Source organism: Dactylosporangium sp. CA-139066, assembly GCF_050936175.1.
Classification (GTDB): Bacteria; Actinomycetota; Actinomycetes; order Mycobacteriales; family Micromonosporaceae; genus Dactylosporangium.
Genome location: NZ_JBNJNH010000001.1, coordinates 2,265,254 through 2,288,521, shown reverse-complemented (window position 1 = coordinate 2,288,521; position 23,268 = coordinate 2,265,254). Strand labels below are relative to the sequence as shown.

21 protein-coding genes are annotated in these 23,268 nt (G+C 73.3%); 11 read left to right on the top strand and 10 right to left on the bottom strand.

All coding sequences use genetic code 11. The annotated features are described in order from the left end of the window. Nucleotides 1-14 precede the first annotated feature (14 nt). Entirely contained in the window at nucleotides 15-2,264 is a 2,250-nt protein-coding gene (locus ACQEVU_RS10420; RefSeq protein WP_433322481.1) for a DUF4832 domain-containing protein, read from the top strand. A gap of 33 nt (nucleotides 2,265-2,297) precedes the next feature. Here the strand turns inward: ACQEVU_RS10420 and ACQEVU_RS10415 are convergent, their stop codons facing one another. Further along, nucleotides 2,298-3,035, bottom strand: a complete 738-nt coding sequence (locus tag ACQEVU_RS10415; RefSeq protein ID WP_433322479.1) for an SDR family NAD(P)-dependent oxidoreductase — start codon at nucleotides 3,033-3,035, stop codon at nucleotides 2,298-2,300. Between the two features lie 69 nt (nucleotides 3,036-3,104). Between ACQEVU_RS10415 and ACQEVU_RS10410 the strand changes: the two genes are divergently transcribed. Next, entirely contained in the window at nucleotides 3,105-3,977 is an 873-nt protein-coding gene (locus ACQEVU_RS10410; RefSeq protein WP_433322477.1) for a LysR family transcriptional regulator, read from the top strand. 242 nt (nucleotides 3,978-4,219) lie between these two features. Further along, nucleotides 4,220-5,389, top strand: coding sequence for an ROK family protein (locus tag ACQEVU_RS10405; RefSeq protein WP_433322475.1), 1,170 nt, complete (start codon nucleotides 4,220-4,222; stop codon nucleotides 5,387-5,389). Here the strand turns inward: ACQEVU_RS10405 and ACQEVU_RS10400 are convergent. The 3 genes from ACQEVU_RS10400 to ACQEVU_RS10390 are packed head-to-tail and all read right to left on the bottom strand — an operon-like array spanning nucleotide 5,346 to nucleotide 7,035. Further along, nucleotides 5,346-6,008, bottom strand: coding sequence for a MerR family transcriptional regulator (locus ACQEVU_RS10400; RefSeq protein WP_433322473.1), 663 nt, complete (start codon nucleotides 6,006-6,008; stop codon nucleotides 5,346-5,348). The two genes, ACQEVU_RS10405 and ACQEVU_RS10400, sit on opposite strands and share 44 nt — an antisense overlap. Before the next feature lie 15 nt (nucleotides 6,009-6,023). After that, complete coding sequence (locus ACQEVU_RS10395) at nucleotides 6,024-6,509, bottom strand: copper resistance CopC family protein (RefSeq protein ID WP_433322471.1); 486 nt, start codon at nucleotides 6,507-6,509, stop codon at nucleotides 6,024-6,026. Between the two features lie 4 nt (nucleotides 6,510-6,513). After that, entirely contained in the window at nucleotides 6,514-7,035 is a 522-nt protein-coding gene (locus ACQEVU_RS10390; protein WP_433322469.1) for a hypothetical protein, read from the bottom strand. A 193-nt stretch (nucleotides 7,036-7,228) separates the two neighbouring features. Between ACQEVU_RS10390 and ACQEVU_RS10385 the strand changes: the two genes are divergently transcribed. The 5 genes from ACQEVU_RS10385 to ACQEVU_RS10365 all read left to right on the top strand — a co-directional run bounded on the left by ACQEVU_RS10385 (nucleotide 7,229) and on the right by ACQEVU_RS10365 (nucleotide 12,643). After that, a complete protein-coding gene (locus ACQEVU_RS10385) occupies nucleotides 7,229-7,780 on the top strand; it encodes a methyltransferase domain-containing protein (RefSeq protein WP_433322467.1) in 552 nt (183 codons plus the stop codon). Continuing rightward, on the top strand, nucleotides 7,777-8,613 hold the full coding sequence (locus ACQEVU_RS10380) for a class I SAM-dependent methyltransferase (RefSeq protein WP_433322465.1): 837 nt from the start codon (nucleotides 7,777-7,779) through the stop codon (nucleotides 8,611-8,613). Before ACQEVU_RS10385 ends, ACQEVU_RS10380 begins: the two co-directional genes overlap by 4 nt. 16 nt (nucleotides 8,614-8,629) lie before the next feature. After that, complete coding sequence (locus tag ACQEVU_RS10375; RefSeq protein ID WP_433322463.1) at nucleotides 8,630-9,325, top strand: DUF899 family protein; 696 nt, start codon at nucleotides 8,630-8,632, stop codon at nucleotides 9,323-9,325. A 79-nt stretch (nucleotides 9,326-9,404) separates the two neighbouring features. Then, complete coding sequence (locus tag ACQEVU_RS10370) at nucleotides 9,405-11,156, top strand: hypothetical protein (RefSeq protein WP_433322461.1); 1,752 nt, start codon at nucleotides 9,405-9,407, stop codon at nucleotides 11,154-11,156. Then, a complete protein-coding gene (locus ACQEVU_RS10365; RefSeq protein ID WP_433322459.1) occupies nucleotides 11,153-12,643 on the top strand; it encodes a hypothetical protein in 1,491 nt (496 codons plus the stop codon). The genes ACQEVU_RS10370 and ACQEVU_RS10365 overlap by 4 nt, the downstream gene beginning before the upstream one ends. A 62-nt stretch (nucleotides 12,644-12,705) precedes the next feature. Here ACQEVU_RS10365 and ACQEVU_RS10360 read toward each other — a convergent pair whose 3' ends face one another. Genes ACQEVU_RS10360 through ACQEVU_RS10345 form a run of 4 tightly spaced genes read right to left on the bottom strand, consistent with a single transcriptional unit; the run spans nucleotide 12,706 to nucleotide 17,946 of the window. After that, complete coding sequence (locus ACQEVU_RS10360) at nucleotides 12,706-14,460, bottom strand: hypothetical protein (RefSeq protein ID WP_433322457.1); 1,755 nt, start codon at nucleotides 14,458-14,460, stop codon at nucleotides 12,706-12,708. Between the two features lie 10 nt (nucleotides 14,461-14,470). After that, nucleotides 14,471-15,874 carry an aminotransferase class V-fold PLP-dependent enzyme gene (locus tag ACQEVU_RS10355; RefSeq protein WP_433322455.1) on the bottom strand — a complete coding sequence of 468 codons (1,404 nt, stop codon included), beginning with the start codon at nucleotides 15,872-15,874 and terminating at the stop codon, nucleotides 14,471-14,473. 27 nt (nucleotides 15,875-15,901) lie between these two features. Beyond that, nucleotides 15,902-17,095 carry a DUF885 domain-containing protein gene (locus tag ACQEVU_RS10350; protein ID WP_433322453.1) on the bottom strand — a complete coding sequence of 398 codons (1,194 nt, stop codon included), beginning with the start codon at nucleotides 17,093-17,095 and terminating at the stop codon, nucleotides 15,902-15,904. After that, complete coding sequence (locus tag ACQEVU_RS10345) at nucleotides 17,092-17,946, bottom strand: class I SAM-dependent methyltransferase (RefSeq protein WP_433322451.1); 855 nt, start codon at nucleotides 17,944-17,946, stop codon at nucleotides 17,092-17,094. Before ACQEVU_RS10345 ends, ACQEVU_RS10350 begins: the two co-directional genes overlap by 4 nt. A gap of 149 nt (nucleotides 17,947-18,095) precedes the next feature. On the opposite strand from ACQEVU_RS10345, the gene ACQEVU_RS10340 reads away from it, so the two are divergent. The 3 genes from ACQEVU_RS10340 (at nucleotide 18,096) to ACQEVU_RS10330 (ending at nucleotide 20,380) form a co-directional block, all read left to right on the top strand. Then, complete coding sequence (locus tag ACQEVU_RS10340; RefSeq protein WP_433322449.1) at nucleotides 18,096-19,061, top strand: ATP-binding cassette domain-containing protein; 966 nt, start codon at nucleotides 18,096-18,098, stop codon at nucleotides 19,059-19,061. Beyond that, entirely contained in the window at nucleotides 19,058-19,882 is an 825-nt protein-coding gene (locus ACQEVU_RS10335; protein WP_433322447.1) for an ABC transporter permease, read from the top strand. The genes ACQEVU_RS10340 and ACQEVU_RS10335 overlap by 4 nt, the downstream gene beginning before the upstream one ends. 90 nt (nucleotides 19,883-19,972) lie before the next feature. Further along, nucleotides 19,973-20,380: a nuclear transport factor 2 family protein gene (locus tag ACQEVU_RS10330; protein ID WP_433322445.1), complete on the top strand. Its 408-nt coding sequence runs from the start codon at nucleotides 19,973-19,975 to the stop codon at nucleotides 20,378-20,380. A 71-nt stretch (nucleotides 20,381-20,451) separates the two neighbouring features. Here the strand turns inward: ACQEVU_RS10330 and ACQEVU_RS10325 are convergent, their stop codons facing one another. Together ACQEVU_RS10325 and ACQEVU_RS10320 are read right to left on the bottom strand one after the other, a co-directional pair. Next, nucleotides 20,452-22,329 carry a CASTOR/POLLUX-related putative ion channel gene (locus ACQEVU_RS10325; protein ID WP_433322443.1) on the bottom strand — a complete coding sequence of 626 codons (1,878 nt, stop codon included), beginning with the start codon at nucleotides 22,327-22,329 and terminating at the stop codon, nucleotides 20,452-20,454. A gap of 135 nt (nucleotides 22,330-22,464) precedes the next feature. Continuing rightward, a complete protein-coding gene (locus ACQEVU_RS10320) occupies nucleotides 22,465-23,262 on the bottom strand; it encodes an SAM-dependent methyltransferase (RefSeq protein ID WP_433322441.1) in 798 nt (265 codons plus the stop codon). Nucleotides 23,263-23,268: the final 6 nt, after the last annotated feature.

Genomic DNA, 23,268 nt, shown 5'->3' with positions numbered 1-23,268 from the left:
GGGGCAGCTACCTGATGAAGCTGTTGAAGGGCAGGGCGGCCGCCGTGGCGGCGGCCGTCCTGGCCCTCCCCCTGCTCGGCCCGGCCGTGCACGCCGAGGCCGCACCGCCCGCCACCGTCGCCTACTCCGGCGACTACTCCACCGTCTTCACCAACCCCGAGCGCGGCTTCCACAACCGCTACGAGATCATCAACGACCCGAGCGTCAACGACTACGCGAGCAACACCATCCCGGGCTTCAACCCGGACATGCTCGACCGCACCTTCGCCCGGGCGAAGGCGGACGGCGACACGCTCATCCACTCCTACGTCCACCTCGACAAGTACCAGACGACGGACCTCCCGCCGGCGCTGCTGACCAACCTGGACAGCGGGCTGGCCGCGATCCGGGCCCAGGGACTGAAGATCGTCCTGCGGGTCGCCTACGTCTGGGACGGCTACTCCGCGGTCACCGAGCCGCAGATGGAGCGGCACATCGACCAGCTCGCCCCGGTGCTGGCCGCCAACGCCGACGTCATCATGCACCTGGAGGCCGGGTTCTTCGGGGCCTGGGGCGAGTGGCACGAGAGCCCCTACACGGCCGCCTCCGAGGAGAGTCAGGCGCCCGTGCGGTACCGGCTCGTCAAGAAGCTGCTGTCCAGCACCCCGGCGTCGATTCCGGTCGCGATCCGGTACCCCATCTTCAACTACGAGTTCGCCCAGCGCACCGCGCCGCCGCCGGGCTGCCCGCTGCCGGACAACTGCCTGCTGACCACGCAGGACTTCGACCGGCTCGGCTTCCACGACGACTGCTTCCTGGCCGACTCGGCCGACATGGGCACGTACGACCAGAACTCCTGGCTCGGCTGGTTCGACGTCGCCACCAAGAAGCAGTGGGTGTACGACATGGCGACCTCGACCGGCGGCAACAAGATCGTCGGCGGGGAGACCTGCAACGCCTCCGGCGGCAACGACGCCGCCGGGGTCAACGCGCAGTACGAGCTGTCCCGCCAGCACTGGACCGAGATCAACGAGGACTACGCGGCGGTCAACACCGACCTGTGGAAGAGCGCGAACATGGCCGCGTCGGGCAACGACCCGGCCGAGACGCTGTTCACCCGCATCAAGCGCAAGCTGGGCTACCGGCTGCGCCTGGTCGACGCGACCTTCCCGCCGCAGTCCGCGGCCGGCGGCGCCTTCACGTTCTCGGCCCACCTGGCCAACGACGGTTACGCCGGCATCATCAAGCCCCGGCCGGTGTACCTCGTGTTCGACGACGGCACGCACCGCTACAACGTCCCGTTGAACGGCGTCGACCCGCGCACCTGGCGGCCCGGCAACGTCACCGTGGCGACCCAGACGGTGACGCTGCCGGCGATGGTCAACGGCACGTACCGGCTGGCGCTGTGGCTGCCGGACCAGGCCTCCGGGCTGCGGGCCAACCCCGCATACTCCGTCCGGCTGGCCAACACCGGCACCTGGGACGCGGCCAAGGGCTACAACGTGCTGTCCAGCACCGTCACCATCGGCGCCTGCACCGGCGACTGCGCCCCGCCGACGGCGCCGGCGCTGGCCGCCCCGGTCGTCAACGGCACCTCGGTGTCGCTGTCGTGGTCCGGCGCGACCGACAACGTCGGGGTGACGGGCTACCGGGTGTACCGCGACGGCACGCAGGTGGCGACCCCGGCCGGGACGTCGTTCACCGACACCGGCGTGGCCGCCGGCGCGCACACCTACACCGTCACCGCCCGCGACGCCGCCGGCTTCGAGTCCCCGGCGAGCAACGCGGTGACCGCGACGGTGGCGGTGGTGACCCCGCCGCCGCCGGCCGGCCTGGTGCTCGACGACTTCGACGGCACGCCGGCCTACCCGTCGGCCGCCCAGAACGACCTGCACAAGTGGACCGGCGGCAACTGTTTCCTCAACGGCGGCGGCAACGGCGTCGTCTCCGGCGGGGCGCTCGCGCTGCAGTACAACAACTGCGGCTGGTTCGGCAGCGACGTGGCGACCGACCTGTCCGCGTACACCTATCTCGTCGTGCGCATCAAGGGCGCCGCCGGCGGGGAGCAGGCCCACTTCAGCCTGTCCCTCGGCGGCGCCACCAAGGTATTCGGCGACTTCACCCTGGACGGCGGCGGCCACCCGGCCATCACCACCGCCTACCAGGACGTCAGGATCCCGATGACCGCCAACGGCATCAACCGGGCCAGCCCCTCGCAGCTCGCGATGGGCTTCTGGTACGGCGGCAGCAGCACCGTCACCATCGACAGCATCTCGTTCCAGTAAGGATTCCGGTAAGGCGCACCCGCGGGGCCGGGCTCACCAGGGCTCGGCCCCGTCCGCGCTGAAGAAGCCGCCCGTCGGCCCGCCGGGACCGATCGCGGCGTAGCGGACCACGACGCTCGCCCCCTCGGCCGCGCTGAGCTGCCCCTGGTGGTTGTTGAGGTCGGTGGCGCACCAGCCCGGGCTGACCGCGTTCACGAGGATGCCCTCGGCCCGCAGCTCCTTCGCGTACTGCACGGTCAGCGAGTTGAGCGCGGTCTTCGACGGCACGTAGGTGGCCGAGGCCGGCATGGCGTCCCACTCGCCGTTCGCCGCCCGGTGCAGCGACCCGACCGTGCTGGAGACGTTGACGACCACCGCCGCGGCCGAGCGGCGCAGCAGCGGCAGCATCGCGTTGGTGACGGCCAGGACGCCGAACACGTTGGTCTCGAAGACCAGGCGCAGCCGCTCCAGGTCCATCGTCGACGGCTCCCCCGGCCGCCCGCCGGTGACCGCCGCGTTGTTGACGAGCACGTCCAGCCGGCCGTACTCCCGGTCGATCCACGCCGCCGCCTCGCCCGCCGACGCCGCGGCGGTCACGTCCAGCGCCACCGGGTGCACGTCGAGCCCGCCGGCGCGCAGCTCGGCGACCGCGTCCTCGCGCCGGCCCTTGTCCCGGGCGCCGAGCAGCACCGTCGCGCCCCGCGCGGCCAGCTGCGCGACGACCTCCCGCCCGATGCCCTTGTTGCCGCCGGTCACCAGCGCGATCCGGCCGGCCATGTCGTTGTCGCTCATGACGCCAGCTCATCACGCGCGAGGGCGGGGAACCATGACGGTCCGGGTCGCGAACGATACCCTGCGGGTATGGAACGGCTCGAGACGCGCGAACTGGCGTACTTCGTCGCGGTCGCCGAGGAGCAGCACGTCGGCCGCGCCGCCGACCGCCTCGGCATGGCCCAGCCGCCGCTGTCCCGGGCGATCCGCAAGCTCGAGCGGCGCATCGGCGTGCCGCTGCTGGAGCGGGCCGGCCGGGGCATCCGGCTCACCCCGGCCGGCGAGGTGCTCGCGCACGAGGCCCGCAAGGTGCTCGACGCCGCCACCGCCGCCGGCCTGCGCACGCGCAGGGCGGCCGAGGCGGGCCCGCGGCTGGTGCTCGCGATGAAGGCCGGCGCCGACGCCGGGCTGCTGCCCGAGATCCTGCGGCGGCACCGCGAACAGCCCGGCGCGGCGGCCGTCGACGTGCGCGTGTGCGGCCCCTGCGAGCAGGCCGAGCTGCTGCGCACCGGGGTCGCCGACGTGGCCCTGCTGCACCTGCCGTACGACGACGCGAGCGGCTTCGACACCGAGCTGCTACACGTCGACGGCCAGGTCGCCGTGCTGCGCCCGGAGCACCCCCTCGCCGGCCGCGCCGCCGTCCGCCTCGACGAGCTCGAGGGCGAGACGTTCCCGCGCTGGCCCGGCATGCCCGGCACCGGCCCGCTCATCCGGGACGGCTCGCAGCTGATGCAGCTGATCGCGCTCGGCGAGACGATCGCCCTGCTGCCCGCCGCGTCGGCCGAGCACCTGCGCCGCGACCTGGTCGCCGTGCCGGTCGCGGACGCCGGCCCGGTCTCGCTGGTCCTGGCCTGGCCGCAGCGCAGCCGCTCGCCCGCGCTCGCCGCCTTCGCCCGCGCCGCCGCCGACGTGGCCGGCGCGCCCGGGACGCCGGCGGATCAGCCAGGCACGAACCGGCGCTGAGCCGCGGCGGCGACCGGCGTCCGCGCGGCCTGGACGGTCGACGCGCCAGGGCGGCAGGGACGGCTCCCGCCGGCCCGGCCGGCCGCGGTGGCGGGCTTGCCATAGATCAGCGTCACGTTCCCGCCGATCGGTCAAGCGTTGCCGATCGGCGGGAGGCCGCGGTCGCGGGCTTGCGATCCACCGTGCAGTTTGTAAACTCCATAGCAATATTGGGCATCTCTTGGCGCGGCGAGGGGCAGACTGTGGCAGATCCGGTCATCGCGGGTACGGACCTGTCGCGGCTGCGTGAGCTCAACTCGCTGACGGTCGTGCGGGCGCTGCGGGACCAGCCCCCGGCCACCGTCACCGAGCTGGCCAAGCTGACCGGGCTGTCGCGGCCGGCCGTCGACGTCATCGCGCAGGGGCTCGTGAGCGGCGGCTGGGCGACCATCGTGGAGCCGGGCGGCAGCAGCGTCGTGGGCCGGCCGGCCCGCCGCTACCGGTTCCGGGCCACCGCCGGGCACGTCATCGGCGTCGACGTCGGCGTGCACAAGGTCCTCGCGCTGATGGCCGACCTCGACGGCAACGTGGTGCAGACGGCCCGGCGCTCGGTCGCCGCCGACGCCGACCCGTCCGAGCGGCTCGCCGCCCTCGACGAGGTGCTCGCCGCCTGCCTGCGGGAGTCGGGCAAGGCGGCCGCGGACATCTGGGCCGTCTCCGTCGGCGTCACCGGCCCGGTCGACGCCTCCGGCAAGACGACGCTGTTCACGCCGCTGCCGGGCTGGCAGACCGTCGACCTCGCCGCCCACCTCAGCGACCGGTTCACCTGCCCGATCGTGGTGGAGAACGACTGCAAGCTGGCCGCGCTCGCGGAGCGCTGGCGGGGTGCGGCGCGGGACGCCAACGACATCGTGTACCTGCTCGCCGGCATGCGCAACGGCGCCGGCCTCATCATCGACGGCGTGCTGCGCCGCGGCTTCGGCGGCGCGGCCGGCGAGATCGGCGCGCTCAAGGCGGTGCGCTGGCTCGCCGCGCCGTCGCACCTGCAAAACTGCCCGGGCGTGCCGGCCACGGTCAGCCCGGACGACGCCGCCGCGTGGGTGTTCAACGCCGCCCGCGACGGCAACCGCGACGCCCGCACCGCCGTCGGCCGCTACGTGAAGGACCTCGCCGTCGGCACGGCCGCGCTCGTGCTGGCCCTCGACCCGCAGATCGTCGTGTTCGGCGGCGGCTTCTCCCGCTCCGCCGACCTGGTCCTCGACCCGCTGCGCCGCGAGCTGCAGAAGCTCTGCCTGCGCGTGCCCGACGTGCGCGCCTCGACCCTCGGCGCCGACAGCGTCGCGCTCGGCGCGCTGCGCCTGGCCCTCGACGAGGTCGACCGCCGGGTGTTCACCCTCGGCCTGAGCGCTCCGGTGGCCCCTCGCCGGGACTGACGCTCTCCAGGCGCAGGAAGTGCTCCTGGGCCACGAAGCGCAGAGCGTCCAGGATGACGTCGAACATCACGATGCGCACGACGATCGTGGCCCGGTCCGACTCGGCGTCCTGCTTCGCCAGGGCCGCCGCCTCCTGGTGGCCGAGGGCCTCGACGGCGTCCAGGTAGGGCGCCAGGATGGCCACGTCGGCCTCGCCGGCGAACTGCTGCACGGCCGCCAGCGCGCCGGTCAGCGTGGCGTGGCCGGCCGAGTGACGGTCGACCCACCAGCCGCGGCCGGCCAGGGAGCGGTCGATCGTGGCGCCGGCCCGGCTCAGCGGGCCGTCGTCGAGCGGCACCGGGCGGCCGGCGAACAGCGCGGCCCCGACCACCTCGTGCAGCCGCACCAGCGACAGGTTGGGGTCGTCGACGGCGGCCAGGATCTCGCGCACCGCGGCCAGGCCGAGCCGGCCGACGGTGGTCAGGATCGCGATGAGCCGCAGCCGGCGCAGGTGGCACTCGTCGTAGCGGGCCTGGTTCTGCGCGGTCCGGGTGCCGGCGGCGACGAGGCCCGCGCGCAGGTAGAACTTGATGGTCGGCACCGGCAGGCCGCTGCGGCGGCTCAGGTCCGACATGCGCATCGCGGGCTCCTCACGTCACTTGCGGGTCGGGCGGGGACGGCGCAGCAGCAGGACGCCGGCGCCGAGCGCCACCGCGAGGTCGGCCAGCAGCAGCGAGCCGCCGAGCGGGTCCACACCGTGCTCGTGAGCGGCGTGGACCGGCGGCGCCGGGACGGCCCCGCGGGGGCGGGCGCCGGTGCCGACGCTGAAGGTCCGGGTGCCGATCGTCTCGCCGCCGCCGGAGAACACGACGTGGTACGCGATCGTGTAGTCGCCGGCGCCGGCGATGCGGACCGCGACCCGCAACCGCGTCCCGTCCGCGGCCGGCGGCCCGGCGTTCACGGCCCGGCCCGCCGCGTCGCTCACCGCCACGTGCGAGGCGGCCGCGTCGACCGGCCGCGAGCCGATCAGCTCCACGACCGCCGGCGGCGTGGACAGCGCCGCGCCGCCGGGCGGCACACTGTCCACAATGGCCGGTGCCGGGGCCAGCGCGAGCACGGCCCCGGCGAGCACGGGCAGCATCCGCTCAGCCCGCGACCGGCACGCAGCTGCAGTGCATGCGGTCCAGCTCGGCGTGGCTCGGGCGCAGGTGGAGGTACACCGCGACGACCATCGGGATGAAGACGATCGAGTTGTAGAACAGGTGCAGCTCGACCCGCGGGTAGACCAGCTGCAGGATGCTCGTCGGCACCGGGCGGCCGAACCACGGGTGGCCCGTCTGCGCCTGGATGAGCAGCAGCAGGTGCTCGATGTGGTGCCAGAACTGGATCGCCAGGGCGACCGTCCACCACGTGCGGGCGCGGCCGACGAAGCCGGGCCGCAGCAGCGCCAGCCCGATCAGCATCAGCAGCGCGTAGCCGTAGTGCATCCACTCCGACGTGACCAGCCACGGGTAGGCCAGGCCCAGCAGCCCGTTGGCCTTCGGTCTCGGCCAGCCGAGGACCCAGATCTGGTACGCCTGCGCGATGTGCTCGGCCCAGTGCCCGAGCACGACCACCATGAAGGCGTTGAGCGCGAACCGGTGGAAACGGTGATTCAGCGCGACCATGCCGCCACCATATCCACGGGCCGCCGCCGCCCGGTTCTTCGTGCTTGCCGACTTCGCCGCGTTGCCGCATGCCGGCTTGCCGGGTCGACCGGGCCGGTTGAGGTCGGCGAGCTTGCGGACGTGGTGCACCTCGATGTTCCCTATATGTTCCGATAGTTTCGACGAAGGCCGTCCACGACGGAGGGAGACCACCATGCCCGAGTCACCGGCCGACCTCGACGCGGCCGTGGCCCTGCTGGGCGACGTCACCGGCCGCAGCGTCGTCGACCTCGGCTGCACCGAGCCGGCGCTCGGCCGGCGCCTGCTCGACGACGGCGCCGGCGGCTACGCGGGGCTGGCCCGAGACGACCGGGCGCTCGCCGCCGCCGAGGACGCCCTGCGCGGCACTGCGGCGCGGCTGCGCGAGGAGGATCTGGACCGCTGGTCCGGCGCCGGGCTGGGCCGCTTCGACGCCGCCGTCTCGCTGCGGGCCCTCGACCGGGTCCGCAACCTGGCCCGCCTGTTCGACACCCTCTTCCATCACCTGCGCCCCGGCGGCCGGCTCGTGTTCTCGGTGCGCCACCCGGTGGCGAGCGCCGACCCGGAGCGGGGCTACCTCGACGAGGACCATCGCCGCTTCGACACCTACGTCCGCGAGCTGCGCTACAGCGGCTTCAGCGTTGTCGAGCTGGCCGAGCTCGGCGCGGGCGGGCGGCCTGAGTGGCTCGTGGTCCGCGGACAACGAAGGGAAGGCAGCACGGCATGAACGTCAAGGAGCAGCAGCGCACCACCTGGGACTCGATCAGCGCCGGCTGGCTGGCGGCGATGCCGGTCTTCGAGCGCGGCGCCGCCGCGGTGACCGCGGAGCTGGTGCGCCTGGCCGGCATCGGGCCCGGCGACCGGGTCCTGGACGCCGGCACCGGCCTCGGCGAGCCGGCCCGCACCGCCGCCGGGGTCGTCGGGCCCGCCGGGCGGGTGGTCGGCGTCGACCTGTCCGCCGCCATGCTCGACGCCGCCCGGCGGCGCCTGGGCCGCCTGTCCAATGTGGAGCTCGTCGTCGCCGACCTCGAGGCCGTCCCGCTGCCGTCCGGGTCGTTCGACGCGGCGCTGAGCCGGTGGGGGCTCATGTTCGCCGTCGACCACGCGGCGGCCTTCGGCGAGCTGCGGCGGCTGCTGCGGCCCGGCGGGACGCTGGCCGCGGCCACGTGGGCCGGGCCGGCCGAGGTGCCGATGATCGCCGCGGGCTACGCGGCGCTGAACGAGCGCCTGCGGTTCCCGGCGCCGCCGCCCGGCACGCCCGGGCCGTGGAGCATGTCCGACCCGGCCGCGCTCATGGAGGAACTGGACCGGGCCGGGTTCGTGGACGTGTCGGTGGCGCCGTTCCCGGTGCCGTTCCGCGTCGCCGACCCGGACGAGTACGCGGCGTTCACCCGGTCGGTCACCCCGCCGGCGGTGCTGGACATGATACGAGAGCGGTACGGCGCCGCCGACCACGCCGAGACGTGGGCGGACGTCGGCGCGGCCGTCGCCGACCATCGCGACGCCGACGGGCTCGACCTCACGTCCACGGCGCTGTGCCTGCGCGCGACCGCGCCATAGCTGAAGGGATTCGCACATGACCGACGCGCTCTGGCCCGCGGGGGCCGGCGAGGAGTACCGCAAGGCGCGCTCGGCGCTGCTCGACGCCGAGCGCGCGCTGCGCGACCGGGTCGAGGAGGTCGCCGCCGCGCGCCGGGCGCTGCCGCCGGGGGCCGTGCTCCCGGCGTACACCTTCGAGGAGGGCCCGGCCGACCTCGGCCTGGACGAGCCGGTCACCACGCCGGCCCTCGCGGACCTCTTCGGCGGGCACGACACGCTCGTCGTGTACCACCTCATGTACGCCCCGCAGGACGACGGCGCCTGCCCGATGTGCTCGATGTGGGTCGACGGCTTCCAGGGCGTCCACCACCACCTGGCCCGGCACACCGGGTTTGCCGTCGTGGCCAAGGCGCCCCTGCCGAAGCTGCGCGAGTGGGGCCGCCGGCGTGGCTGGGACGGGCTGCGGCTGCTGTCGAGCCATCGCAGCGACTTCAACCGCGACCTGCACGCCGAGGACGACGAGGGCCAGCGGCCCGGGCTGAGCGTGTTCCGGCGCCAGGACGGCACGGTCCGGCACTGGTACACCATGCACGCCGACTTCTCGCCCGAGGAGCGCGAGCGCGGCATCGACTCGTACTCGCCGGTCTGGTCGGTCCTGGACCTCCTGCCGCAGGGCCGCGGCGACTGGTACGCCGGTAACGACTACGCGGGGCGCTCGCGGGCCTCACTATAGAAAATTCAAGCGACCGGCCTTAGGGTGGTTCTTGACGTGCGGCGTTGATCGCCGCCAATGCCGAGGACTGGAGCAGCCGATGCCGGTCACCAACCCAACACCACGGCGAGCGCGGCGGTTGTCCGCGTTCGCCGCGTTCGTCGCCCTCCTGCCCGGCCAGGCGGCCGTGCCGATCGCGTCCGGCTACGGGCCGATCACGGTCGTCTCCCCCGGTGTGCAGGGCTCCGACGGCAAGACCTACCAGCTGACCAACCACCTGACCCGGGCCGCGACCCGCCACGACGGCAAGCGCGAGTGGCTGCTGGCCTGGGCCGGGGACGCCGACGGCAAGGACGGCGCACCCGACTTCGTGGCCGTCGTCGACGCCACCAAGGGCTCGCCGACGTACGGGCAGGTCGTCAACACCGCGACGTTCACGCCGCAGCTGCAGAACGAGCCGCACCACATGCAGTACGTCTGGCACAAGGGCGAGCGCATCTACGCCGGCGGCATCCTCTCGGACACCACGCTCGTCATGGACGCCTCCCAGCTGCCGGCGCTGAGGCTCACCGGCGTCAACCTGCCGGCCGACACGCCCTGCGGCTCCGCGCCCGACGCCTTCACCGTGCTCGGCGACGGCACCGCCTACGCCACCTACATGGGCGGGCCGAACGTGTCCGGCGAGTGCCGGTACAGCAACGGCGAGACCCGCGTGGGCAACGGCTACGGCGGCTCCCCCGGCGAGATCGTGCGCATCGGGACCGACGGCCGGACGCTGTCCGAGTCGCCGGCCGCGCTGCCCGGCGGCGAGGACCCGGCCCAGTGCACCAACATCCCGGCCCTGCTCAAGGCGTCGTGCGCCAACCCGCACGGCGCGCAGCTGCGCCCGGACCTGCACCGCATGGTGCAGACCGACTTCGCCGAGATCCGCAACTACCTCAACCAGCAGCCGCAGTTCGACCCGCACCTCATCCGCGACACCGTGCGCATCTACGACACCACGGACGTCAACGCGCCGAAGGTGCTGTCGGCGGCGCACCTGCCGATCGGGCCGCGGGCGGGCACCGAGAAGTACCCGGTGTTCAACGAGTCCCGCCTCGTCATGGAGACGACGGTGACCAACCGGCCCGAGCACCGCGGCGCGTTCGTGTCCACGATGTGGGGCGGCGCCGTGTACTACACGCCCGACATCACCGCGCCCGATCCACAGTGGACCGAGGTCTTCGACGACGAGGCGGCGTACCGCACCTTCCACCCGGACGGGACCGTGCCCAGCGGCGGCGACGGCGGGAGCTGGCTGCAGCTGAGCCCCGACGACCGGTTCCTGTTCCACACCGTGATCGGCGCCCAGCGCACGCTGTCGGGGCTGCCGCAGAACACGACGGTCGGCATGGTGTACGCCCTGGACGTGCGCAAGCTGCTCGCGGCCGGCAACGACCCGAAGTGCCGCATCGACACGATGGACGAGGTCGCCCGCGGCGGCGGCGAGCCCGACTGCCCGGCCCTGGCCGGCGTCCTGCCCGTGCACGACGAGACGTCCGGCGGCCCGCACTGGGGCACGATGGACAACTTCACGCTCGGCCACGACGGGTACTTCCACGAGACCGACCGCATCTCCCGCCTCGCCGTGGCCAACTACTTCGTGTGGAGCCTCGGCGGCGACGGCAACCACGAGGTGTGCATGGTCGACGTCGCGCCGAACGGCAAGCTGGGCCTGGACAGGTCGTTCCGCGACGAGCGGACGCACCAGCCGTGCGTGGCGTTCAACCGGGCCGACTGGCCGCACGGCTCCTTCGGCGACGCCCGGCCGCACGGGGTGCTGTTCGTCGTCAACGATCGGAACCTGCGATGACCGCATTCGCGCGGCGGGCCGGGACCCTTGCGGTCCTGGCTGCCGCGCCGCTGCTGCTGTCCGGCGCCCCGGCCTGGGCCCACGAGCACGGCGCCCCGGCCGGGGCGTCCGCGCCGGACGTCACCGCGGTGTTCGTGCGCTGCCTGGCCCTGCTCGGCGTCGCGGTCGCGGCCGGCCTGTCCGTCTCGGGCCGCCCGGGCGTGCGGCGCTGGACGATCGCGGCCGCGGTGACCGGCGCCGTCGCCGAGCTCAGCGCGGCGCCGTCGGTGGTGTCGGCGCTGCTGGCCGCCGCCGTCCTGGCGCTGCCCTGGCTGCCGGTCCGGGCGGCCGCCGCCGTCGGCGCCGCGGCCGGCCTGGGCGTGGTCCTGCCGGCGGCACCGCTCGGACCGCTCACCGTCGTGCTGCTCGCCGGGCTGGGCTGCGTGGCGCTGCAGTGCGCCCGGCCGGCGCCCGCCGTCGGGTGGCCCCAGGCGGCGGCCGCGGCCGGCGCCGTGGCCGTGGCCGTGTCGCTCGCCGGGGCGCCGCAGCCGCCCGATCCCGGGGTGCCGATGCTGCGCACGGTGGCGGTCGGCGCCGGCGCGCTGCCGGTGTTCGTCACGCCCCAGGCTCCCGGGTGGAACCTCGTGCACTTCGGCGCCGAGGATGTCCAGGCCGGCCTCGACCCGGGGGCGCTCACGCCGGCGCGGGCCCGGCCCGGTACCGCCGGATCGTGGGCCCTCGTCAACCTGCCCGCCGGCCGCAGCCGCCTCTGGATCGCCCGCGGCGGCGCCACCGGCTCCCTGAAGCTCGACACGGGCCGCACCCCCTCCCGTGCCGACGTGACCACCGACGACGGGCCCGAGTGCGCCAGCGCCGCGCTGGGCGCCGTCCTCGCCGGCTCCCGCGAGCGGGCCGGCGCCTGCCCGGCGCAGGAGCTCACGCGCGACGACGCCGGCGCCCTGCGGGCCATGGTGGCCTTCGTCGCCGGCCGGCACGCCGCCGCCGTCTCCGTCGTCTCCGACGGCTCGCCGCGCGGCGCCGCCGCCCGCGCCGTGGTCGAGTCCGCGGCCCGCGCCGCCGGGCTGCCGGTGACCGGGCCGGGCGAGCACCCCCTGTTCGTGCTGTCCGGCTGGGCCGCGGCCGACGCGACCCTGCGCGACGTCGGCGCCGGGCGGGTCCGGGCGCAGGGCTCCTACCTCGCGCCCTGGCTGCTCAACGGGCCGCTGCTGACCGCACCGAGCGCCCCGCTGCTGCCGCTGCGCTTCGACGTGCACGACAGCACGCCGTCGGGCTACCTCGCGGCGCTGACGGCCGCGTTCCCGGGCGAGGCGCCGACCGGGGTGGGGTACACCTCCTGGATGCGCCGCCACGACGTGCCCGCCGGGCCGTTGCGCCTCTACGCCGCCTCGCAGCTGTTCGTCCCGGGCGACCAGGGCCACGACCACCAGCACAGCGCCTCCTGGGTGCCCAGCGGTACGGTCACCGCGGTCACCGGCCGCCTCGCGTAGGTGCGCACAAAGGAACCGAGGCGCGGCGGCAGCCGCGCCTCGGTTCTGCTTTGCGGGCGGCGCTAGTGCAGCACCGCGTCGCTCACCACGAACAGTACGCCGTGCGGGCGCGCCCCGCCGACCGTGCCGTGCGGCCAGGTCTGGCGGTTGAAGCTCACGCACGGCTGGTGCGTCTGCTCGTCCTGGAACGACTGGTCGAGGCTGAGCGCCCCGGCCGGGCTGAGGTTCAGCATGCAGACGCGGTGGTCGCCGTCGATGCCGGTCTTCGCCACGAAGTAGTCCGACGTGGCGATCCGCTCGATGTGCCGGGCCTCGGTGTAGAACCCGCGGTGGTCCTTCGTGAACAGGTCCTCCGTGCCCCAGTGCGGGCCGACGCCCACGCCCGGCGACACCGAGTCGGCGATCGGCACGACGCCGGTCAGGGCCGGGCAGTCCGGCTCCCGGCCGCCGGCGGCGACCTCCTCGACGGTGTCGATGCGGCACTTCGGGTCGTTGCCGGCCGCGATGAGCTTCTGGATGTCCAGCACGAACACCATGCCGCTGTTGGACTTGCGCGGCACCCGCGGGTCGGAGCCCATGACGCCGTGGATGAGGAACCGGTCGTCGGGGGTGACCTGCAGCCAGCTGCCGCCGTCGTTCGAGCCGCTCAGCACGCCGCTCGGGTCGAACTTGCGGTAGGCGGCGGTGTCGTCGAACACCTCGTGCCACTGCGGCGCCGTGCTGGTGATGTCCGGCGTGTAGTACACCGCGCCGCCGGCCATCGTGGAGGCGAACGCGCCCTTGTGCTGGTGCTGGTTGGTGACGGCGTTCTCCATCACCATGCGGTTCTCGTCGAACGCGGGCAGCTGGTCAACCCGCGGCCCGGCGTCCAGGTACGACACCGAGCGCATCTTCGGGTTGTTCCGGTCGGTGATGTCCATGATCCGCACGGTGTTGCGCAGCAGGAACGGGTCCGTCTGCACCGTGCTGGAGTCGAGGAAGTTCTTGATCTCGGCGAAGTCGCTCACCACCATCAGGTTCAGGTCCTCGCGGACCTGCAGCCCGTGCGGGTTGGCGCACGTGGCCGGGGTGATGCTCGGCGTGTTGTGGCACTTGGCCGGGTCCTCGCCGCCCGGCAGCGCCATCGGGATCTCGGACAGCGTCCGGCCGTCGGCGCCGACCCGCACCACCTCGCCGGGCGAGCCGTTCGCGCCGTTGCCGACGCGGGTCTCGCCGTTGGTGTAGGTGCACGGCCCGGAGACGTCCGGGCCGCCGAGGTAGGTGGCGTAGGCGGTGCCGTCGCGCAGGGACCAGAACGCGTCCGGCGCCGAGCCGCACGGCGTGTCGGCGGCCAGGTTGATGCCGGTGATCTTCAGCGCCGGCAGGGCCTTCGAGTCGAACACGAAGCTCGAGTCGCTGAACATGCCGGCGGCGAAGATGTGCTGGCCCTTGTGCCAGATGTACTGCAGGTGGTGCGGCTCGTTCTGCTCCTGCGGGCTGACGGTCACCGTGTTGACGACCTGCCCGTAGGACTTCGAGCCCTTCGTCGCGTCGATGACGGCGATGAAGTCCTGCGCCGCGGGGTCGTTCGCGTTCGCCGCGCCCGCCCAGGCCAGCAGCCACTCGCGCGGCCCGCCGCGCAGCGCCGCCGGGGTCAGATGGTTGGTGGCCGTGTAGGTGCGGCCGTCGGTGCCGCGCACGCTGGAGGAGACCTCCGTGACGGCGTAGGCGGTGGCGCCCGCCCCGGCGACGAGGGCGGCGCCGGCCAGCACGACCAGTGCCGCGGCCCGCGCCGCGGTGGCCGCCCCCAGGCGGCCTCGGATCTGTTGACTGAGCATGACTGATACCTCAGGACATGTCGGCGGTCAGTTTGATCATGGCGTCCACCGCACGGTCGACCTCCTCGAGCGTGTTGTAGAGGTGCGGCGCCAGGCGGATCGCGTAGCGCTCCGACTCCGACTCCGCGCCGCGCACCGGGAAGAAGGTGAACCGCAGGTTGAAGCCGTGCTCTTCCTCCATTCGCTGCTCGAACTCGTGGAACTTGGCCAGGTCCAGCGCCAGGGCGTCGTCGCGGAACGGCTGGAACGCCACCATGCCGGAGTGCAGCCGCGCATCGTCGTACGGGCTGAACAGCGACGCGCGCCCCCAGTGCTCGACCACCCGCTCGCGGATGTGCGCGCAGAGGCCGAACACGTAGCGCTGGATGTGCTCCTGCCCGATCTGCTGCCAGATCTCGCTGGCGGCCCGCAGGGCGGGCGCTCGGGACAGGTCCGTGGTGCCGGTCTTCTGGATGAACGTCGCCATGTCGTACGCCGGCTCGGCGCCGTCCGCGCGGGGCGGAAGGGCGCCCTCGATGGGGTACCACAGCGAGATCACCGGCCAGAACGCCGGCAGGGGCAGCGGGTTGTGCTGCGGGAGCACCTTGTTGCGGGCATAGAGGATCCCGGTCCCCATGGGTCCGCACTGGTACTTCGAGCCAGAGCCGCTCAGGAAGTCGATGCCCAGCTCGTGCAGGTTGAACGCGAACTGGCCCGGCAGGTGCGCCCCGTCGACCACGGTGATGAGCCCGTGGCGCTGGGCCAGCTCGGCCAGCAGGCGGGTCGGCATCGTGGTGCCGGTGGTGAACGTGACCGCGGCCCACTCGAGGACCTTGGTGCGCGGGGTGATGGCCGCCTCGAACTGCTCGACGATCTCCTCGGCGCGCACGTCGTGGCCCAGGCGCGGGGTCAGCTTGCGCACGACCACGCCGCGCCGGTTGTGCAGCAGGTTGAGCGGCGCCTGCATGGTGTAGCACTCGTGGGTGGTGGTGACGACCTCGTCGCCCTCGCCGAGCTCGAGGCCGTTGAGGATGCGGGCGTTGCCGTCGGTGGCGCCCTGGACGACGGCGAGCTCGTCCCGGTCGCAGCCGTACGCCTCGGCGAGCACCTGCCGGGCCTCGTTCATCGTCGTCTCCGGGTACGGGTCCCCGGGGTGGCGCGCGTAGTGCTCGTCGCGCCGGCCGAGCAGGTCGAGCACGGGCCGCGGCACCGAGCCGATCGTCCCGGCGTTGAGGTGGGTGACCGCGGGGTCGAGGATGAAATGCTGTCGCAGCCGCTCCCAGTTGGCGCGGTTCGTCAGCGGCCCGGACGCCACGTCCCACACGGTCCGCTTGACGTCGATGGCCGATCGGGCGGCCTCCTCGGCCGCCGCGCGCAGCGCCTGCTCCACGGCGGCGGAGGCGGCCACCGGCGCGCCGGTCTCGGTCTTGTCCACGACAGGTGCCCCTTTCGGTTGCGTTGGTCAGGTCCGCGCCCGCAGCGCGGCCGGCGTCAGCGGCTCGGCGATCAGCCGGGCGTACCGCGGCCAGGCCTCCCCCGCGGCCAGCCAGCCGCCGACGAGGCGCTTGCCCTCGATGTAGGTGGTGGTGTAGGCCCGCCAGAGCGGGTCGGTGAGGAAGCGCAGCATCTGCCGGGCGCGGGCCTCGGTGACGAGCATCCAGCGGCCCAGGTACGCCACCACCTCGTCCTGGCTCGCGCCGCGGTCGTGCAGCAGCAGCGCGGCGTCCTGGCGGGCGGCGAGCAGTTGCCCGGTCAGCGCCTCGACGCGCTCGGCCAGCTCGCCGTCCAGGCGCAGCCCGGCCGGAGCGAGCACCGCCTCCGTCCACGCTCCCCAGCCGGGCCCGACGAGGGCGGCCAGCGCGGTCTCACCGGCCCCCTCGGCCAGGAGCGCCTGCGGCGTGTTGACGAGGCTGATGGCGTGTTCGCGCTGCCCGCGCCGCCGGCACAGCTCGGCGTCCTTGACGCAGTGCTCGGTGTGGTGGCCGGGGTACGCCTCGTGTGACATGACGAACGGCAGCGCGGTCATGCGGTGCCCGACGTCGGCGTTGAGGCTGATCCGGGAGCGGAATCCGCCGCGGTACTCGTTGAAGGCGTTCCACGGCTTGTCCGCCGTCAGCACCAGTTCGACGTGCTCGCCCGCCGGCAGTTCGACGAGCCCGGCCACGCGCTCGCGCAGCGCGGCGGACATCGCCTCCGCGCCGCGGCGCAGGTCCTCGCCGGCGAGGCGGTCGGCGTCGCAGAACGCCGCGACCCGCTCGGCCAGCGGGCCGGGGCCGGGCAGCAGCGAGCCGAGCTCGGCGTGCAGCTCGGCATAGCGCTGGGGGTCGGCCGGCTCGATGTGGACGTCGAAGTACTCCTCGACCTCGGCCACGAAGCCGATGTCGATGCCGGCCAGCCGGCGTCCGGCGCAGGCCAGCGCCCGCAGCTGCCCGTCGAGGAAATCCCGGCGCTGCGGCGGCAGGCCGTCGAGGCCGGCCCGCAGGGTGTCGGCCCGCCGGGCCAGGTCCGCCGGGTCCGGGACCGGCTCCGCGGCGACCTCGGCGCGCAGGCGCTCGCCGCCGGTCCAGCAGTCGACGTAGCCGTCCACGAGCCGGCCGAAGCGCAGCCCGAGGCGCAGGTACTCCTCGACCGTCGCCCCGGCCGCGTCCGCGGTCATGACGGCTTGACGCCGCAGACCACCAGCGCCTCGCCGGTCGGCCGGACCGGGCCCTCGGGGAACGCCTCGGCGAACGTGCGCCGCGCGTCCTCGTCCATCGCGCGCCGCTGCTCGTCGCTCAGCGATGCGAACAGCTTCATGAACGGCCCGGCTGTGTCGACGAACAGCCGCCACGCCGCCGCCGGGTCGGGCGCCTCGAAGATGGGCGCGATGAACCGGTCGCTTTCGAGGTCCACGAAGCCGGCGTCGCGCAGCACGCCCTCGAGCTGCTCCACGGTGGACAGCCCGACCGGACCGGGGGTGTCGGTGCCGAGCTTCGGCAGCGGCACGTGCCGGGCCACGATGCCGTTGGTGAGCATGAAGGGCATGCACAGGTCGGGCGCGCCGAGGGTCATGGCGACGAACCGGCCGCCGGGGCGCAGGGCCGCGAAGACCGCGCGGGCGGCGCCGACGCGGTCCGGGATGTACTGCAGGCCGGCGCGGCAGGTGGCCGCGTCGAACGTTCCCGGCTCCACGCCGAGGTCCGTCTCGTCGGGGATGACCCGGAACTCCACGTTGGCGATGCCGTGCCGCTCGGCGAACGCGGCCCCCTCGTCGACCATCGCCTTGGTCAGGTCGACGCCGAGCACCCGGCCGGCCGGCCCGACCGCCTCCGCGGCGGCGAACGTCGGGTTGCCGTTGCCGCAGGCCAGGTCGAGCACGTGCTCGCCCTCGGCGAGCTTGAGCAGCTGCAGCATCCGCTCGGTGATCGGCGCGCTCGGCCCGGCGAAGTTCGCCCGGTAGTCGCGCCAGCCGCCCGCGCACAGCGTCCACTCCTCGCGCTGCTGACGGCGCAGTGCCTCGGCGTCCATGGCCGCTCCCTCTCGTAGAGATCCACACGAATACTATCTTTTTCTAAAGTAGAGTCAACTTCCGCGAAGATCGCTAGTGCCCTGTTCGATCGGGAGTTCTTCCGGCTTGCCGAGATGCCGATGGATCGACTTCTGCTACCGTTTTCTGTATGACCGCAGTCATCACCGAACCGGCGATCGAGGTCGAGGGACTGGTCAAGACGTTCGCGGGCACGCGGGCGCTCGACGGTCTGGACCTGCGCGTGGCGCCCGGGACGGTCTACGGCTTCCTGGGCCCCAACGGCGCCGGGAAGACCACCACCGTGCGGATCCTGGCGGGCCTGCTGCGACCGGACGCGGGCACCGCGCGCGTGTTCGGCCACGACGTGGTGCGCGAGGATCGGGAGGTGCGCCGCCGCGTCGGGCTGACCGGCCAGTTCGCCTCCGTCGACGACGACCTGACGGGCCTGGAAAACCTGAAGCTGATCGGCCGGCTGGTCGGCTACCGCCCCGCGGCCGCGCGCGAGCGGGCCGGGGAGCTGCTGTCCGCGTTCGGCCTCGAGGAGGCGGCCGGGCGGCTCGTGAAGGGCTACTCCGGCGGCATGCGCCGGCGCCTCGACATCGCGGCCAGCCTGGTGTCGGTGCCCGAGCTCATGTTCCTCGACGAGCCGACGACCGGCCTCGACCCGCGCAGCCGCAACCAGGTCTGGGACATCGTGCGCGCCCTGGCCACGGCCGGCACCACGGTCGTGCTCACCACGCAGCACCTCGACGAGGCCGACCGGCTCTGCGACCGGGTCGCGCTCATCGACCACGGCCGCGCGGTCGCGGAGGGCACGCTGGGCGAGCTGAAGGCGTCGCTCGGCACCGGCTCGGTGCGCGTCCGGCTGGCCGACCCGGCCCGCCAGGCCGACGCCTCGCGCGTCCTGGGCGCGGCGCTGCGCGCCGAGGTGCATGCCTCGGACTCGGGCGAGCCCGGCCTGCTGGCGGCCGCCGTGTTCGACGTGGAGCGGGCCTCGGCCGCGCTGCGCGAGCTGGGCCGCGCCGGCATCGACATCACGGAGTTCACGCTCGGCCAGCCCACCCTGGACGAGGTGTTCATGGCCCTGACGGCCCGGCAGGAGGACCCGCGATGACCACAGCCGCCTTCACCCGCCGCTCGGCTCCGCAGCCGCCCGGCGCGATCGCCGTCGTGCTCGCCTTCGCCACCCGCACGCTGTGGAAGATCCGGCACAACCCGCAGCAGCTGTTCGACGCCGTCTTCTTCCCCATCGTCGTCACCCTGGTGTTCACCTACCTCTTCGGCGGCGCGCTGGCCGGCTCGACCCACGACTACCTGCAGTACCTCCAGCCGGGCGTACTGGTGCTGGCGGTGTCGCTGATCAGCATGAACACCGGTGTGGCGCTCAACGTCGACGTCACCAAGGGCATCTTCGACCGCTTCCGCTCCCTGCCGATCTGGCGCCCCGCGGTGCTGGTCGGCGCGCTGCTGGGCGACACGCTGCGGTATGCCTCGGCGGCCACGGTCAGCGTCCTGGTCGGCCTGCTCCTGGGCTTCCGCCCGGCCGGGGGCGCCGGCGGCGTGGTCCTCGGGATTCTGCTCATCGTCCTGTTCGCGTTCAGCTTCTCCTGGGTATGGACCACGATGGGCCTGATCGCCCGCAAGCCCGAGACCGTCATGAGCGTGAGCGGCCTGGCGCTGCTGCCGTTGACGTTCCTGTCCAACCTGTTCGTGAAGACCGACACGATGCCCGGCTGGCTCTCCGCCGCCGTGCAGGCCAACCCGGTCACCCACGTGGTGGCGGCGGTGCGGGGCCTGATGTCGGGCACCGCGACGGCCGCCCAGATCGGCGCCGCCCTGCTGGCGTGCGCCCTGCTGACCGCCGCCTTCGGCGCCGCGACGGCGATCCTCTACCGCCGCCAGTCCGAGGGGGACGGCCGCCTGCTGCGCCGCTGAACCGGTGAAATCCGCGAAGGTGGCGTGCGCGGGCGCGCACACTGCCGGATCATATAGCGGTAACGTACTCGATCAGAGGAAGGCCCGAGCATGACGACCAAGTCGCAGGAACTCATCGATCGGTACTTCGAGGCATACGCCGCCCACGACCTCGAGGCCGTGCGCGAGGTGCTCGCCGAGGACGCCACCTGGCACTTCCCCGGCCACCACGAGCTCGCCGGCACCAAGCGCGGCCCCGAGGAGATCGTGGCCTTCTTCGACCAGATGGCCGGCATGCAGCTGCGCCCCGACAAGTATGTCGTCGGCGCCAACGACGACTACGTCCTCGAGGCCCAGCGCGTCTTCAGCATCGACGAGAAGTTCGCGTTCGAGACCGAGACGTGCGTGCTGTGGAAGTTCGCCGACGGCCGTATCACGTCCGGCACGCACTTCTTCGCCGACCAGGACAAGGCCGACGCGTTCTTCACGGCCCGCCTGGCCGCCGCGAAGCGGCATTAGCACCGCGTTGCCCGGGGCGGCGCAGCGCACCCGCCGGGTGCGACGGCGCCGCCTCGCCGCGTGGCCCTCGCTCACTCCTTGGCGAGGACGATCACACGGTCGTCCGGGCCGAACGTCACGCTCGCCGCCTTGTCCGGGTTGAGCACGATCCCGTACGCCGGCGCCGCCTGCGCGTTCGCGGCCAGCCGGTAGCCGATCGCCGACTCGCCACGGATGCGGGCCGCCTCCAGCACCGTCTGGAAGTTGAGCGGGCGGCCGGCGCGGACGTACAGCTCGGCGGGCTTGAGGTAGATCTCGCAGCCCGCGGCGTCGAACAGCGTGCCGAACACGTCGGCGAGGTGCGGGTTCTCCGAGATCTGGGTCGTCATCAGGCTCAGCAGCTTGTCGCTGACGATGAAGTCGTCGGCCTGGGTGACCTGGGCAAGCTGGCGGTTGCGGTCGTCGCCCATCTCGCTGACGATCGAGAACTTCCCGTCGAGCTTCTGCTCCATGTCGCGCAGGTGCAGCAGTGTCACGAGGGTACGCGAGTCGGCCACCTGCCGGTCGACGTCGTCGTAGCACAGCGCGATGACGTGGTCGAAGCCGCCGATGCCGAGCGACTCGAGCACGGCCCGGTCGGCGCTGTCGTCCTCGGTGAGGGTCAGCGACAGGTTCCGCACCTCGGCCGTGAGCCGCTTCAGGCTGAGCGACACGTCGTGGTGCCGCGCCACGACGACGACCTCCGACCCGGCCGTCAGGTACTGGTCGAGCTGCTCGATGACCCCGACGGCCCGCTGGTTCCAGCCGAGGATCAAGGCCCGCTTCGGCGCCGCCACCGGATCCGGGCCGGCCACGATCAGCTCATGGTGGATCGGCGCGGGCGGCGCCATCACGACGGTGTCGTCGTCGGCCGAGATGGCGAGCAGGTCGTCGGCGGCGGCGATGCGGTAGTCGCTCGGCGGATTCAGCAGCACGGTCCCGTCGCCCTGGCGCACGCCGATGATCGCCGACGTGGGGTACGAGTGCAGTGCGGCGGCATACGTCTGGCCGGCCAGGCTCGGCTCGCGCCGGAAGTAGATCTCGTCGCCGCCGAAGTCGAGCAGGTCGGTGTACACGACGGACAGCCCGGACTGCAGGCACGTCTGGACGATCAGGCGGGCCGCCACGGCGGTGGCGTCGATGAGGTACGCGCCGGGACCGCCGGCCAGGCGGGCGGCCGGCATGTTCGACTGGTCCGACACGCTGCCGACGACCGTGCACCGGTTGTCGGCCTTCGTGACGGACAGCAGCATCTTGACCAGATGCGCGTCGCGGTCATCCCCCGAACCGGTGAGGATGACGACGGAACGGGCCTCGGCGATGTTCACCAGCGCGATGTCGTCCGGGTCGAGCGGGTCGCCGGTGCGGCACACGACCTTCGTACTGCGCAGGTCGCCGACCTTCGCGCGGATCTCGTCCTCCATCTCGACCTTGTCCTTGTCGGCGAGGACCGCCACGCACGCGCGGCGCTTGTTGCTGTTGGCCTCGACGAGTTCGCCGATGACCGTGAACACCTGGTCGGACCAGCCGAGGATCACGGTATGACCGGTCTCCAGCACGATCGAGCGGCCCTTGCGCAACTCCTGCAGCTTGCCGTCGAGGCCGGTGGTCAGCACACCGATGAACGCCGTGACGATGAAGATGCCGCCGATGGTGATGAGGAACGCGATGGCCACGAAGTACCAGTGCCCGGTGTCCCCGGCGACGGTACCGGGGTCGAGCGCGTGCAGCACGGCCTGCCACACCGACGCGAAGAACCCGCGGCGCCCGCCGTCCGCCGGCGTGGGGTCGATCAGCCAGACCAGGAGCCCGCCGGCGACCACAACCGCCACGGAGGCCAGCCCCAGCCACGCGACGAGGGCCGACGTACCCTCGGACATCGTCTTGTCGAACCAGTATCGGAAACGGCGACGCAGCGTGGCGGCGGCCATGGGCACCTCGGCTGGGCTGGGAATCGGGGAAGACCGGCGCACAATATAGCCGTTGTCCTGGCCGCACTGTCACATGTCTGTCGGGGTGCGTGCAGTGGCCGGTGATCCCCTCTCCCGGAACTTGCCGCGCAGGTGCTACGGGCGGCGGCCGACCGCCCCGTACGCCATGACGCGGGCGCTCGGCGTGCCCGGGTCATCGCCCGGCTCGGGGCGCCAGTCCGGCAGATACACCACGCCCGGGGCGAGCAGCTGGAAACCGTCCAGGAACGCGGCGATCTCTGCGCGGCCGCGCATGTACGCCGGGTTCTGGCTCTCCGCCGCCGTCAGGTCGATCATGTCGCGCACCGGCTCCGGGCGGCCGTCGTCGGTGCCGTGCGAGACCACCAGGTAGCTGCCGGGCGCCACGGCGTCGCGATAGCGGGTCACGATCGCCCGCGGGTGCTCCTCGTCCGCGACGTAGTGCAGCACGCCCAGCATCAGCAGCGCGACCGGGCGGCTCAGGTCCAGCAGCTCCGCGACCTCCGGGCTGCCGAGCACGCCCTCCGGGTCGCGCAGGTCGGCGTAGCCCATCCGGGCCCGCGGCTCGCCGGCCAGCGCCGCCCGGCCCCGCTCGACCGCGACCGGCTCGAAGTCCAGGTACACGACCCGGCTGTCCGGACGCACCGCGGCGGCGAAGTCCAGGGTGCTGTCGCGGTCGGGTATGCCGGAGCCGATGTCCAGGAACTGCTCGACGCCCGCCCGCGCGCAGGCCTGCACGGCGCGGCGCAGGAAGGCCCGGTTCAGGCGGGCCACGATCGGCACCTCCGGGACCGTCGCGATCATCTGGTCGGCGAACGCGCGGTCGACGGCGAAGTTCTGCTCGCCGCCCAGATAGACGTTGTAGACGCGGGCAGCGCTGGCCCGCGCGGTGTCGGCCTCAGGTTGCTTCGTCACAACGCC

Bases quoted from the DNA above. Each gene is read 5' to 3' on its own strand.
- ACQEVU_RS10420 (WP_433322481.1), top strand. From the start codon at position 15: ATGAAGCTGTTGAAGGGCAGGGCGGCCGCCGTGGCGGCGGCCGTCCTG.
- ACQEVU_RS10380 (WP_433322465.1), top strand. From the start codon at position 7,777: ATGAACGTCAAGGAGCAGCAGCGCACCACCTGGGACTCGATCAGCGCC.
- ACQEVU_RS10360 (WP_433322457.1), bottom strand. From the start codon at position 14,460: ATGCTCAGTCAACAGATCCGAGGCCGCCTGGGGGCGGCCACCGCGGCG.
- ACQEVU_RS10340 (WP_433322449.1), top strand. From the start codon at position 18,096: ATGACCGCAGTCATCACCGAACCGGCGATCGAGGTCGAGGGACTGGTC.
- ACQEVU_RS10350 (WP_433322453.1), bottom strand. From the start codon at position 17,095: ATGACCGCGGACGCGGCCGGGGCGACGGTCGAGGAGTACCTGCGCCTC.
- ACQEVU_RS10390 (WP_433322469.1), bottom strand. From the start codon at position 7,035: ATGGTCGCGCTGAATCACCGTTTCCACCGGTTCGCGCTCAACGCCTTC.
- ACQEVU_RS10345 (WP_433322451.1), bottom strand. From the start codon at position 17,946: ATGGACGCCGAGGCACTGCGCCGTCAGCAGCGCGAGGAGTGGACGCTG.
- ACQEVU_RS10375 (WP_433322463.1), top strand. From the start codon at position 8,630: ATGACCGACGCGCTCTGGCCCGCGGGGGCCGGCGAGGAGTACCGCAAG.
- ACQEVU_RS10365 (WP_433322459.1), top strand. From the start codon at position 11,153: ATGACCGCATTCGCGCGGCGGGCCGGGACCCTTGCGGTCCTGGCTGCC.
- ACQEVU_RS10325 (WP_433322443.1), bottom strand. From the start codon at position 22,329: ATGGCCGCCGCCACGCTGCGTCGCCGTTTCCGATACTGGTTCGACAAG.
- ACQEVU_RS10415 (WP_433322479.1), bottom strand. From the start codon at position 3,035: ATGAGCGACAACGACATGGCCGGCCGGATCGCGCTGGTGACCGGCGGC.
- ACQEVU_RS10400 (WP_433322473.1), bottom strand. From the start codon at position 6,008: ATGCGCATGTCGGACCTGAGCCGCCGCAGCGGCCTGCCGGTGCCGACC.
- ACQEVU_RS10370 (WP_433322461.1), top strand. From the start codon at position 9,405: ATGCCGGTCACCAACCCAACACCACGGCGAGCGCGGCGGTTGTCCGCG.
- ACQEVU_RS10385 (WP_433322467.1), top strand. From the start codon at position 7,229: ATGCCCGAGTCACCGGCCGACCTCGACGCGGCCGTGGCCCTGCTGGGC.
- ACQEVU_RS10330 (WP_433322445.1), top strand. From the start codon at position 19,973: ATGACGACCAAGTCGCAGGAACTCATCGATCGGTACTTCGAGGCATAC.
- ACQEVU_RS10410 (WP_433322477.1), top strand. From the start codon at position 3,105: ATGGAACGGCTCGAGACGCGCGAACTGGCGTACTTCGTCGCGGTCGCC.
- ACQEVU_RS10335 (WP_433322447.1), top strand. From the start codon at position 19,058: ATGACCACAGCCGCCTTCACCCGCCGCTCGGCTCCGCAGCCGCCCGGC.
- ACQEVU_RS10395 (WP_433322471.1), bottom strand. From the start codon at position 6,509: ATGCTGCCCGTGCTCGCCGGGGCCGTGCTCGCGCTGGCCCCGGCACCG.